The organism is Herbaspirillum sp. DW155 (assembly GCF_037076565.1).
In the GTDB taxonomy this organism is placed as follows: Bacteria; Pseudomonadota; Gammaproteobacteria; order Burkholderiales; family Burkholderiaceae_D; genus Herbaspirillum.
This window is the reverse complement of the sequence record NZ_AP029028.1, coordinates 3,337,401-3,349,980: the sequence shown is the minus strand read 5'-3', so window position 1 is coordinate 3,349,980 and position 12,580 is coordinate 3,337,401. Positions and strand designations below refer to the sequence as shown.

The window sequence follows — 12,580 nt, the reverse complement described above, 5'->3', positions numbered from 1 at the left end:
AGTTACCTCGATGGCCCTTAGCGGGCCTTGCTTTCCAGATAGCTGCCGATGCGGATGATGCGCAGCTCGCTATTGATGCGGGCCTGCACCGGATGGTCGGTCACGGCCAGCGACTCCACCACGGCGCTGACGACCTGCTCGATACGGCCCGACAACTGCAGTTCGGTCTCGATGGGGAAATCGCGGGGGGCATCCCATAACAGTTGCCAGCCGGCCTCGTGGCCCCAGCGCTGCAACATGCGGCGCACCGATACGTCAGCGCGCCGCACCTGCCATTGCTGCACGCCCGGATCAGGCTGCGGGCCCAGCGCGGAGATGCTGATGCCATCGGACAGATCGGGCGTGACCGGGGTGCCATTGGGCAGCCAGACCGAGGCACGGGCGAGGGCGCCGGTTGCCGCCGGCGCGTCAGGAGCTTGCCCGGCCGCCTCTTGGGCCAGGGCGGGTAGACACACAGCCATCAGCGCGAGGGCGCCTAGCCAGTGACGCGGGCGGCTGGCAGAACGGTCAGATGGCGCAAGGGGAGATGAGAGCATTTTCATAATTGGATGATTTCTTCACAGCGCATGCTTTTTGCCCGCGAGGAAAAGGTTGAAATAAGGCTGCCTGGTTTCGCACAGGTTGCGCAGGGCCAAGGGGTTGATGGGGGTATAAGGAGAGTTCTTCAGCACTTGCACATTGGGTTGCGCTGCGCCGAGCAGATTGTCCGTATTGAGTGCGACCGCGTTGCTGACACGTTGGGTGTCGGCGGCGGCCGCGCCGGCCAGGGTATGACGCAGGGAGGCGGCATTGAGGCTCGATTCCAGGTTCTGCACGATGTCGGCGCACAGACGCATGGGCAGACCTGAAACCTGTAATACCCAATCGCTGTTTTGCCCGGTGATGAGCGGGTCAAGGAACAGCCGGCCGCCCCAGCTATTGGTAATCTGGAGATTGCCGTCGGTGTCGGTGCTGACGTATGCCCGAGCTACGGCATCGCTATTGGTCAGCACATTGTTGTTGATGGGAGCGCTGTTGTTGTCGCCTACAAAAAAATCCTGCAGGGACACCATCGTCTGCTGTAAAAAAAAGGAAGACGAACTCACCAGGGCTTGATCGAGTTGCTGGCGTAGCACCACCAGCGAGGACAACACCAGAATGGCGGCAATGGCCATCGAAACGGATAACTCCACCAGCGTGAAACCACGCTGGTGCAGCCCCTGCATGGGGGCCTCGCCTGGGCGGCCATCAAGGTATTTGGCGCTGCGGCGCAGAGGTAAGGTGAGGCGTTTCATCGTAGTTTGGATCTCACTAGCAGTACACCAAAGTTGTTGCCGACGGCATTGCATGCCTGCCCCAGCGTATTGGGAGCAAGATCGGTGTTCAGGTTCTTGGCGAAGATCGGGGCGCTGCCGCCAAAGCCTGCGGTGACGATGATCGCGGGAAGGGCGGTGTTGATGCCGAGGCTGGGTGCCCAGCCCACAGGGTTGGCCATCCCGTCAGGAAAGACCACCAGCGCATCCGATAGCGGCTCGGCCTGGAACAACAGGTCGCTGCAATACTTTGCAGGGACCGCGTTGAGATACAGCCCCCAGGCCATGAACCCGCCGTTGTTGATCGGAGCCACACCGATGGCGCCGCCGAAGGGATGGGTCACGGTCACGTTGTCGGTGCCGGCGTTGTTGATGATGAACTGGCGGAAAGCCCCGAAGGACACCGCTTGTCTCAGAGACAGACCGTTATAGTTGGACAGCTGGGCATAAACATCGTTGATACGCTTGATGGCATCAGCATTCTGCACGGCGAAGTCGTTGACGCGCTGCTGATCGATCAGCGACATCGTGCCCGCGACGCTGGCCAGCACGATCGTGCCGGCCAAGGCCAGTGCGACGGAGAGCTCTACGAGCGTGTAGCCGGACTGGATTTTTCTCATCGGAATCCTTAAAGGACATCAATACCGATTCCTGAGAGAACCGGCATTGAGCGAAACTTTTTACCGACGGATTACTTCCAGTTGACCAGGCCGATGCTCACGCTGGGTCTGTTAGTACCGCAGGCGCGGGCATCGGCCATCGCCGGAATGTCCAGTGAGCCGTTTGCGAGGTGGCCTTGAACTACTGCAGCGCCACCTGTGGCAGCTGCTGCATCCGCACCGCCCTGTGTGACGGCCTGTATGCCGGCGAGGGTCAAAGTGGCAATGCCAGCCGCAGTAATGGAACGGGTTCCAATGGCACCCTCAGGTTGCACAAGAATTGCCCGCACGCCGGTGGCAGAGGCGGACGAGACGATATCGGCACAGGAGTTGGTAGGAATGCCAGCGAAGGTGATGACGTAGCCAGATGAGGTACCCGCCCCGCTGAAATCGGTGGCGACATCCACGGTGGTGGGAAAGCCGAAACGGTTGCTGGCGCGACGGTTGCCGGTAGCACCGGTAATGTCAAAGACGCCCTCAAAGGCACCGAAGCCAATGGCCGCATCGGTGTTCAGACCGACGTAGTTGGTGGAGCGGCTAAAAATTTTATCGATCTGGGTCATCACGCGTGGAATGGAACTGACCACATCATTAGCCCGCGATTGCCGCAGTACCACCTGCACCAGTGCAATGGCCGAAACCAGCAACACCCCGGCGATGGCCACCGCCACCGACAGTTCGACGATGGTAAAACCGCGTTGCGCCTGCCGCAGGAGGCGCGCCTTGTTACGTATTGTGTGAGTGACAGAGGACATTTTTGTATTCCTTAAAACGTAGCAGAGGCCGACGTAAAGACGGTCGGCCAGGTAGACAATGGGATAGGTGAAAATCAGATGCTCCGGGGAGAGTCATCTCGTGTCTTCATGCCTTTGTTATCAACTCTATGTGGGCATGGAGACTGTCTTGGCGGTCCAACTCCCCTGTTTTTTTGATGTCGTTATTGTGTTAACTCGGTGATTTATGTCATCGCTGGGCTAACTCCTTTCTCGAGGGTCAAAACGTTTGGCCTGCACCGGCAGGACGAAACGGCGGGAGTAACTCAGTATTCGCATGAAGCCGGGCACGCGGAATTGCAGGATGTCGTCTCTGACCACAGCAAACAGGTTTTGCACCGAGATCAGCGCATTGACGTCGGTGTTGCTGGAGAGATGGCCGATGAAGAAGTTTTCGGTCTGCGTCAGCAGCGAATAACTCACCGACATGGGCGACTGGGTGGAATAGACGATGCCGATGCCGAACTTGGCGCCTTCCTTGGCAAAGCGTGCATAGATGTCCGTGGTGCTCTTGCCGGCGGCATCGACGGGAAAGATCATGTGCGCCTCTTCGAAGTAGATCTGCACATAGCGTCCGGCCAGGGTGTCGGTGATGAATTTCTGCTCCTGCTGCTGGAACACGGCGACGGAAATGATGCGCGAAAAATAGCGCACGATACGTTCACTGGCCGCACCCAGATCGATGATGACGGTCTTGCCGGTGTCGATGGCGCGCAGGGTGTCATGCAGAAAATCGCTGGCCCTGGGCGAGTGAAATTGCAGGCATTCGCGCAGGAAGTAGGGACCCACGCCATTGTTCTGGCAGATCAGCCCCTGCATCACCCGGTCTTCTTCGTCAAACAGTTCGGTGCGACCGACGCGCAGGTTGGGATCGTTGGCATACTTGAGCGAAAAGGCCGAGAGCACACGGATTTCTTCGGTCATCTCGGTGAAGCTGGCGGGCATCGGCGGTGGCGCCTTCGCGCGGATGGCCTGCCAGGCTGCCATGCGCAGTGCCTGGGTGAACCCCACATTGCTCAGTCCGCGCACAGCCACTTCGGTGCAGACGGTATCTCCCGGTTCGAAACCTGCATCTTGCAGCAGCGTCCAGAACAGGCAGAGTTTGCGAAAGGCCGCGGCGCTGTCATCGGTGCGGGCATTCTTCAGGGCCGACAGCGCCGGCAGGCGAATCATGAGGAAGTTGCGTACTTCGGCAATCTCCAGCACCGAGGGGCTAAGCAATTCCGAAAAGATCGCCAGGGCGTGTTCCGGGATGTCGTAGAAGTTGTAGCGCAGGAACTCGCCGTCACCGCGTGGCTGGGTCGAGAGGAAGTACACATGTACGCGCTCGGGGTAGGCCGAGGCGATGGAGAAATTGCCGTCCTGGGGATTGTCGTTGGCGTATTCGCCGTTCACGTCGAAGACCAGTTGACCGACGTGGCGGCTCTCACGGGTGGCATTGAGCACGCCCTGCATGAGCAGCTTGACCACGTTGGACTTGCCCAGGCGGGTCTTGCCGAACATGGCGGTGCGCTTGCCCACCACTTCGTTGACGCTCATGGCGACCGGCACCGTGTGCGCCTGCTTGCCGAGATGTTCGCTCCACCGTAGATGGCCCAGTTCGAAGGTTTCGCCGGGCTCGCCGGACAGCGCCAGCAGGGCGCGCATGATGGTCTCGGGCAGGACGTGGCAGGTGCAGGAGGGCGCCAGCAACAGCGTGCCATAGGCGGGCAGGCCGGCATGGTAGGCCAGTTTTCCGCTGCGCTGCTCGATGCGGCAGTTGCCCATGACATGGCAGTGCAGTTCGTAGAGGGCGGTGTCGCGGTTGGCGGCGCCGCTGGTACCCGCTGCCGATGATGAAACATGCTTGAAGTGCATCAGGATGAATTCCTGTGCGCCGTCGCTGATCCACTCAGGCGAAGCGATGGCAAGGAATTGACCGGGTACGATACCGGCCCGGTGCAGCTGCTCGTAAGAGGAGCTGACAATGACATCCAGCCCGGCGTTGTATTGGATTTTTCCCAGGCTATTTTCTTTTGTGAACAGCATATCGTCTTGCTCAGATTGGGTTGGGGCACCGTGATGCGGCACGGTGTTGAAACGGGGTTAAGTATGAAGTTGAGCGATTCCGTTGTTTATGGGCGGGGGCTTAAAGAAAGGTAGGAAAATTCTTATCGTGGATGGCCGGGGAAGGGGGCGCTTCCCTGCCAGACCGTCCGGTGGCGTTGCGGCGATGTCGGTGGAGTGCGTTGCAGGGCGGGCTGACCAATACCTTTGTCCAAATCAATCAAGGTAATTCTTTCGCCAACTGGAGCGCGTGGTCGACGCAAACCGCGGTGGGCGGTTTCTATGCCAAGAACTCTTGTGCTGCGCTGGCGATGGGGGATGTCAATGGTGACGGTCTCCCAGATATCGTTTGTGTATATGACTATGGTTCTGGTATGACGGCCACGGCCGTACAGATTAACCGTGGGAATTCATTTGCCAATTGGGCGGTGTGGGGTCCTACAACAGGCCAGGGTGGGTTCTATGCAAAGAACTCATGTCGGATGTTGAAGGTGGCTGACGTCAATAATGATGGCAAGGCCGATGTGATCTGTGTCTACGATTACGGAAATGCTGCCACCGTCACGACCGTTCAATTGAGTACAGGCAATTCGTTCACACCTTGGACATCGAAGTCACCGTATTTGCCCAACGGCTTTGATGCAAGTTCATGTACTTTATTGACACTCAGCGACGTCAATGGCGATGGTGCGCCAGATGTCTTGTGCCTATACGACTACAGAAATGGGCAGGCTATTTTTACTGCGCAGATGGGAACGCCGGTCAGCTACGGACATAGTCGCGTCTATATCAATAATTGGACATCTACGTCGATGTTTTATACCACCACGGATAACAACGGGGTCTACACCAAAGATGCTGGGGCCAACGCGGCCGCCTATCCTCGTATAGATCTTCACGGCCCTGTCAATGTAGTGCATTTCATTTCCACAGAAAACGGCGTGGGTGGTTCCTTGCGATCAGAGTATCGCTATGGCGGCCTGAAGTTGGATTTGACCAGTGGCCGTGGCTTGCTGGGGTTCCGCTGGATGCAGATAAAGCAATTGGAATCCGGACTGACGTCTTACACCGAGTACTCCCAGGATTGGCCGTACACAGGGCTGCCGGTATTGGAAAAGAAGATGCTGGCCAATGGCGGCAATGGCGGTGTGCTGAGCCAGACGACCACCAGCTATGGCTGCAATGATCCGTCTGCAGGCAGCACGACGGCTTGCACGATAGCCCCAGGGAAACGGTACTTCGTGTATGCGAAGCAAAGCGTGGAAAGCAGTTGGGACTACAACGGCACGGCCTTGCCGGTGATCACGACGAGCAGCGAGTACGACAACTGGGGCAATGTGACGAAGGTGGATGTGACCACGGATGACGGCTTCAAGAAGAGCACAGTGAACACCTACGCCAATGACAGCGTGAACTGGTATCTGGGTCGTTTGCTGAAATCGAGCGTAACGAGTACGTCACCGTAAGCCGAAGTAAAAATAAAGAGATTCAGGGGGAGCGGTGCAGAGCACTGCTCATCAAGCAAAGCTAAATGAGAAATACAAAGGGGTAGTACTGTGCGCAAACGGCCATGGCATGGCGTATTGGGTAAGACTTTGTTGGGCAGTTTGCTGGTATTGGGCCAGGCGCAAGCGGGCACGATGACGCGTACGTCGTCCTTCGAATATGACGCGGCGACGGGCCTGCTGACCAAGGAGGTCATTGAGCCGGACAATGCGCAATTGCGTCTGGAGACCAGCTATACCTATGATGTGTATGGCAACAAGGTCAGCGCGACGACGAGTTCGGCGGCCAGCGGAGCAGCAGCGGTTGCGCCAAGGACGAGTGGCACCACATACGATGCCAACGGACAGTTTCCCGTCACGAGTACGAATGCATTAGGGCAGAGCGAAAGCCGGACCTATGATGCGCGCTTCGGCAAGGTCACCAGCCTGACGGGCCCCAACGGCCTGACGACGCAATGGCAATACGACAGCTTCGGTCGCAAGACCCGGGAGATTCGCGCCGATGGTACGCAGACCAAATGGGAATACTTGTACTGCTCCGGCGTGAATGGTGGAACGATCCCTTGTCCGAGCTATGGTGTGTATGTGGTGGTGACGACCCCGCTGGCATCGGACGGTACCACCGCCAACGGCCCATGGTCGAAGGTGTATTTCGACAGCCTGGATCGGGAAATCAAAACGGAGACGGTGGGATTTGATGGCAGCAGTATCGTCGCCAAGGACACGCAATACGACAGCCTGGGCCGTGTATCTCGGACGAGCCTGCCGTATTACGCGAACCAGACCCAGCAATGGAGCACGGTGACCTATGATGCGCTGAGCCGGGTGGTGCTGACGACCGCACCCGATGGAAGCCAGTCGCAGACGACCTACAATGGCCTGACGACGACGGTCACCAATGCGCTGAACCAGACGCAGACGAAGGTCAAAAATAGCCAGGGCCAGGTGGTCAAGGTCATCGACGCCCAGAACAACAGCCTGACCTACCAATACGATGCCATCGGCAACCTGGTCGCCACCAAGGACCCGAATGGGAACGTGGTGCAACTGAGCTACGACCTGCGCGGCCGCAAGATCGGCATGGTCGATCCCGACATGGGGACATGGAGCTACGAGTACAACGGCTTTGGAGAACTGATCCGCCAGACCGACGCCAAGGGCCAGGTCAGCACGATCAGCTACGACAAGCTGGGCCGGATGACCAGCCGCTCTGAGCCGGATCTGGTGAGCACCTGGACCTATGACAATTGCGCCAAGGGAGTAGGCAAGCTGTGCAGCGTGAGTTCGGACAACGGCTACCAGAAGACGAACAGCTACGACAGCCTAGGTCGCAACGTCAGCACCAGCACGACCATCGATACCGCCTATGCGGAAGGGGTGAGCTACGACGCGAACGGCCGCATCGCCACCCAGACGTATCCGACGGGCCTGGTGGTGAAATACGTCTACACAAGCCTTGGCTACCTGAAGGAAGTACGCAACAACCAGACCAATGCCCTGCTGTGGCGAGGGGACACTCAGAACGCCATGGGCCAGTTGCTGCAGCAGACGTATGGCAACAACGTGGTGACACAGCAGGTGTTCGAGGCGACGACAGGGCGCTTGAAGAACATCTACGCCGGCGCGGGCAACAGCGTGCAGAACTTCAGCTACCAGTACGATTCGCTGGGCAACATGGTATCGCGAGCGGATGGCAACCAGAACCTGACGGAGACCTTCCTGTACGACAGCCTGAACCGGTTGACCAATGCGGTGGTGAATTCGCCGCAGGCGGGGTTGTCGAGCACGAACTACAGCTATGACGCGCTGGGCAATATCACCAACCGCAGTGACATGGGGAGCTATGTCTACGGTGCGGTGAATGGCCGTCCGCATGCGCTGAAGGAGTTGAACTTCATTCACGGTGGCAAGCTGCAATACACGTATGACGCCAATGGTGCCTTGATCGCGGAGGTGGCCGTTGATAGCACCGGTGCGGTGATTGCGGACCGGGGCCGTACGGAGAGCTATACCAGTTACGGCATGTTGAAGACGGTGAGCTCGCCTAGCGTGGCCCTGTCCTTCGTGTATGGTCCGGATCATCAGCGGATCAAGCAGGTAGCCCCGAGTGCGACGACGATCTACCTGAACCCGGACAACACGGGTGGATTGTTCTACGAGAAGGACATCAAGGCGGACGGGACGGTCGAGCACAAGCACTACATCACGGCGGGTGGTAGTGTGATTGCGCTGATCAAGCAGACAGGCACGACGCAAACCATCAATTACATGCACCGAGACCAACTGGGCTCGACGACGACGATCACGGACGAGTCGGGCAATGTGATTGAGCGGCTGGCGTATGAGCCCTTCGGCAAGCGTCGTCAGGCGGGTGGTGCGACCGATAGCGAGGGGACGGTTGTTGGGATCAATACTGACCGAGGATTTACGAACCATGAACACCTGGAGGAACTGGGCCTGATCCATATGAATGGTCGGGTTTATGATCCCGCGCTGGGGCGGTTCATGAGTGCGGATCCGTATATCCAGGCACCGGATAATATCCAAAGCTATAACCGATATGCATACGTGTTCAATAGCCCGTTGACGCTGGCTGATCCGAGCGGATATATCAGTCTGGGTAGTATATTCAGATCTACCCGCAAGGTGGTAAGCAACGTTTGGCAAACGGTTAAAGATCTGAAGCAGCCTATCGCGACCATTGGATGTACGGTTTACACAGGAAGTGCTGGCGCATGCGCTGCACTCGTTACCAAACTATCTGGTGGAAGCTGGAATCAGGCAGTGAAGGCTGGCTTGGTGGCAGATGCTACTCAGTCAGCGTTTTATATGGTTGGTACGTATTTCCCTGGTGCAGCGCAGATTGGAGCTACTCCAGCTTCTGTTTTCCAGAACACTGTGGGCCATGCTGCAGTGGGTTGTGTTTCGTCGATGCTTGGTGGTGGAAGTTGTGGTTCAGGGGCGCTCTCGGCGGGGATCGCTGCTGCCTTTGGAAACTACAATAACGGTGGGGACATCACTCAAAGTGGTTTCTCGAAAGATCCGTATATTGCCGTGTTTCAAAACGCCGTAATTGGAGGAACGGGGTCAGCACTAAGTGGGGGGAAGTTCGGAAATGGTGCTGTTACAGCTTCGTTCGGATACCTCTTTAATCAGCTGAAACATAATGGCCAAGACCCCAATGCACGTGGCAATATTGGTGTTGAGCAAGCAAAAGAGATGTATCTCGAACGGGGGTATTCCATAGAGGGAGATCAGGTAGACGCATACATAGATGGGCGACCGAAGCGAATTTACGATTTTGTCGTCAGAGATCCAGACGGGACGTTGCGAGGAGTTGAGGTTAAAACTACTATTCTTCATTTTTTTAACTTGAACGTTCAACAGGTGACCTTCGATGCTGCCGTATATGAGAATGGTGCAAGTTCCAGACTTGGACAAATTACCTCCGTTGGATATGTCGGGGTTGGTATGGGGATATATCCTAAGGAATTCCAAACGGTGGCCTTGAAAGCTATTTTGTTTTCAAAAGGCGTGGTATTTGACGTAATTACTGGATTGAAAGTCAAATGAAAAAACATGGACTACTGATTGATCGATTTGAAAGCCTTGGGTTTAGGTTGCTTCCGGGGCAGAAAATTAATACGAGCGACATAAGTTATTTTGCTTGTGACGATACCCGAGAGACGAATATCGAAGCATTTATAGCGGTTCGTTATCTTTCCCGGACTCAAAGATATGAATTTGACTTTGGCTTCGAATCCCCAGCTATTCGCTCATTTTTTCGAGGCCAGATGCCGAATTTGTCTCTTGAATTGAAGTCGGCTATCGAAAAGATGAATCAAGAGAGACCCTATTGCTGGTTCACTTTGCCCCTCATATGGCAAGCAATAAACTATCGCTTGAACTTGAACACCAAGGAAGTAGACTTAACAAATCTGTGCGCAGGGGCGCTTAAATCATTCAAGGAAAACGTTCTATTGTCTGTACGATCTGATAAAGATTTGCTCGATGTTTACTTGTCAGATATCCCTCCTTTTGAATGGAAATCCAGTACAAGTTACTTTGCTCGTTTTTGTCAAATCGCATATCTGGTGTCGAATACGAATTCTGATTTTGACTTGGCGGAGCGGCGAGTTTCAGAGAAGCATCGGTTTATGCAAGCGTCAGATCTTTACGGTGCCAAGCTAAAAGCGGATTTTTTTACGAAATTGGTTGAGTTCATTCGGGGGCGTAAGTAGTACAAAAAGCAGGTTGAGCTATCGACCGATCCGTCCCCGCCTCGCACACGATCATTGGTGAAGTCGCGGGCCTGAGGCGCTTTACTACGCATCAGTTCCTTCTGGCTTGCATAGGCGCTGTCTCCGTACACACGTCGCTCCTTGCCGTGCAGTAACGACGTCAACGCATGCTTGTCGTGCACGTTGGCCGACGTCACCATCGCGCTGTGCACCAATCCGCTTTGGCTGTCGACTCCAATGTGCAGTTTCATACCGAAATGCCACTGCTTGCCCTTGCGCGTCTGACGCATCTCCGGATCGCGTTCCTTCTTTGCATTCTTGGTCGAACTCGGTGCAGCAATTAAGGCAACGCTGAACAAGTAAACGAACTTATTTTTCATCCGTTATAGAGGTATCAGAAAGCGGCGAGGAAAGAGCGATGAAACAACAAACCTTAGCGATGGCGCAAGATCAGGGCTTCGAGCAGCACCGCAAGCCGACGAGACGGGAAGTGTTTCTGGAGACGATGAATCGTATCGTTCCGTGGTCGTCGCTGTGCGCGGTAGTAGAGCCGTACTATCCGAAGGCTGGTAATGGAAGGCCGCCGATCGGTCTTGAGCGGATGTTGCGCATTCACTTTTTGCAGCACTGGTTCAATCTGGCGGATCTGGCGTGTGAAGAGGCGTTGTATGACAGCGCCAGTTTGCGACGATTCGTCGGGATTGATCTGGGTCGAGAACCTGTTCCTGATGCCACCAGTGTGCTGCGGTTCCGACATTTGCTGGAGCGACACGAACTGGGCGAGGCCTTGTTTGCCGCTGCAGGAAAGATGTTGCAGGAAAGCGGGATGAGCCTGAAGGCAGGTACGATAGTGGATGCCACGTTAATTGCTGCACCGAGTTCGACCAAGAATGCAAAGAAGGAACGCGATCCGGAGATGCGTCAGACGCGCAAGGGCAAGCAGTGGCATTTCGGTATGAAACTGCACATTGGAGTCGACAGCCAAAGCGGATTGGTGCACAGCGCGATGGTGACGTCGGCCAACGTGCACGACAAGCATGCGTTGACGTCGTTACTGCACGGCAAGGAGCGACGTGTGTACGGAGACAGCGCCTATGCAAGCCAGAAGGAACTGATGCGTAGTAAAGCGCCTCAGGCCCGCGACTTCACCAATGATCGTGTGCGAGGCGGGGACGGATCGGTCGATGAGGTCAAGCGGAGGAAGAACCGTCACAAATCGAAGATTCGCGCTCGCGTTGAGCATGTATTTGCGGTGGTCAAGCGGTTGTGGGGATTTACGAAGGTGCGTTATCGCGGCTTGATGAAGAACGGATGTCGTGCGTTCACCGCTTTGGCGTTGGCCAATATTTACCTGGCTCGCAGTCAGCTGATGGGACAGGTGCGTCCATGACGGGCGCTGGAGGGCGAAAATGCCCTCAAAGTCGCCCGTAAGTGCAGCAAAAACATAGAAATCTCGCCGCATTGAAATGCGTTGTGCTCTATATCTCGCGTCATCAGCGCAATCGAATGCTAATTCAGCGAAGCCTTAACGTGGCATCCACTATCGTGCCTGTCTTCAGGCTCATCCCGCTTTCCTGCAACATCTTTCCTGCAGCGGCAAACAAGGCCTCGCCCAGTTCGTGTCGCTCCAGCAAATGTCGGAACCGCAGCACACTGGTGGCATCAGGAACAGGTTCTCGACCCAGATCAATCCCGACGAATCGTCGCAAACTGGCGCTGTCATACAACGCCTCTTCACACGCCAGATCCGCCAGATTGAACCAGTGCTGCAAAAAGTGAATGCGCAACATCCGCTCAAGACCGATCGGCGGCCTTCCATTACCAGCCTTCGGATAGTACGGCTCTACTACCGCGCACAGCGACGACCACGGAACGATACGATTCATCGTCTCCAGAAACACTTCCCGTCTCGTCGGCTTGCGGTGCTGCTCGAAGCCCTGATCTTGCGCCATCGCTAAGGTTTGTTGTTTCATCGCTCTTTCCTCGCCGCTTTCTGATACCTCTATAACGGATGAAAAATAAGTTCGTTTACTTGTTCAGCGTTGCCTTAAGCTTGCAAGAGAG

Annotated in this window: 10 protein-coding genes and 2 pseudogenes; 5 read left to right on the top strand and 7 right to left on the bottom strand. The window is 56.0% G+C overall.

From position 1 onward, the window contains the following. Nucleotides 1-17 precede the first annotated feature (17 nt). The 5 genes from AACH55_RS15255 to AACH55_RS15235 all read right to left on the bottom strand — a co-directional run bounded on the left by AACH55_RS15255 (nt 18) and on the right by AACH55_RS15235 (nt 4,581). Nucleotides 18-461 carry a TcpQ domain-containing protein gene (locus tag AACH55_RS15255; RefSeq protein WP_338715461.1) on the bottom strand — a complete coding sequence of 148 codons (444 nt, stop codon included), beginning with the start codon at nt 459-461 and terminating at the stop codon, nt 18-20. 96 nt (nt 462-557) lie between these two features. Continuing rightward, nucleotides 558-1,274, bottom strand: a complete 717-nt coding sequence (locus AACH55_RS15250; RefSeq protein ID WP_338715459.1) for a prepilin-type N-terminal cleavage/methylation domain-containing protein — start codon at nt 1,272-1,274, stop codon at nt 558-560. Further along, the gene (locus tag AACH55_RS15245) at nt 1,271-1,912 is read right to left on the bottom strand and encodes a prepilin-type N-terminal cleavage/methylation domain-containing protein (RefSeq protein WP_338715458.1); all 642 of its coding nucleotides are present in this window, start codon (nt 1,910-1,912) and stop codon (nt 1,271-1,273) included. Before AACH55_RS15245 ends, AACH55_RS15250 begins: the two co-directional genes overlap by 4 nt. Nucleotides 1,913-1,983: 71 nt before the next feature. Continuing rightward, a complete protein-coding gene (locus AACH55_RS15240) occupies nt 1,984-2,706 on the bottom strand; it encodes a type 4 pilus major pilin (RefSeq protein ID WP_338715456.1) in 723 nt (240 codons plus the stop codon). A 219-nt stretch (nt 2,707-2,925) separates the two neighbouring features. Next, nucleotides 2,926-4,581 carry a DUF87 domain-containing protein gene (locus tag AACH55_RS15235; RefSeq protein WP_338715454.1) on the bottom strand — a complete coding sequence of 552 codons (1,656 nt, stop codon included), beginning with the start codon at nt 4,579-4,581 and terminating at the stop codon, nt 2,926-2,928. Between AACH55_RS15235 and AACH55_RS15230 the strand changes: the two genes are divergently transcribed. The 4 genes from AACH55_RS15230 (at nt 4,567) to AACH55_RS15215 (ending at nt 10,516) form a co-directional block, all read left to right on the top strand. Then, complete coding sequence (locus AACH55_RS15230; protein ID WP_338715453.1) at nt 4,567-4,866, top strand: hypothetical protein; 300 nt, start codon at nt 4,567-4,569, stop codon at nt 4,864-4,866. The two genes, AACH55_RS15235 and AACH55_RS15230, sit on opposite strands and share 15 nt — an antisense overlap. 17 nt (nt 4,867-4,883) lie before the next feature. Then, nucleotides 4,884-6,236, top strand: coding sequence for a VCBS repeat-containing protein (locus AACH55_RS15225; protein ID WP_338715452.1), 1,353 nt, complete (start codon nt 4,884-4,886; stop codon nt 6,234-6,236). Nucleotides 6,237-6,353: 117 nt separating this feature from the next. Further along, nucleotides 6,354-9,848: an RHS repeat-associated core domain-containing protein gene (locus AACH55_RS15220; protein ID WP_338715450.1), complete on the top strand. Its 3,495-nt coding sequence runs from the start codon at nt 6,354-6,356 to the stop codon at nt 9,846-9,848. Then, nucleotides 9,845-10,516: a hypothetical protein gene (locus AACH55_RS15215; RefSeq protein ID WP_338715448.1), complete on the top strand. Its 672-nt coding sequence runs from the start codon at nt 9,845-9,847 to the stop codon at nt 10,514-10,516. The genes AACH55_RS15220 and AACH55_RS15215 overlap by 4 nt, the downstream gene beginning before the upstream one ends. Nucleotides 10,517-10,569: 53 nt before the next feature. Here the strand turns inward: AACH55_RS15215 and AACH55_RS15210 are convergent. Beyond that, nucleotides 10,570-10,860: pseudogene (locus AACH55_RS15210) on the bottom strand (transposase); the annotation flags it as partial. Nucleotides 10,861-10,934: 74 nt separating this feature from the next. Here AACH55_RS15210 and AACH55_RS15205 point away from each other — a divergent pair. Next, nucleotides 10,935-11,906: an IS5 family transposase gene (locus AACH55_RS15205; protein WP_338715446.1), complete on the top strand. Its 972-nt coding sequence runs from the start codon at nt 10,935-10,937 to the stop codon at nt 11,904-11,906. Between the two features lie 136 nt (nt 11,907-12,042). Here AACH55_RS15205 and AACH55_RS15200 read toward each other — a convergent pair. Further along, a pseudogene (locus AACH55_RS15200) lies at nt 12,043-12,489 on the bottom strand (IS5 family transposase); the annotation flags it as partial. Nucleotides 12,490-12,580 lie beyond the last annotated feature (91 nt).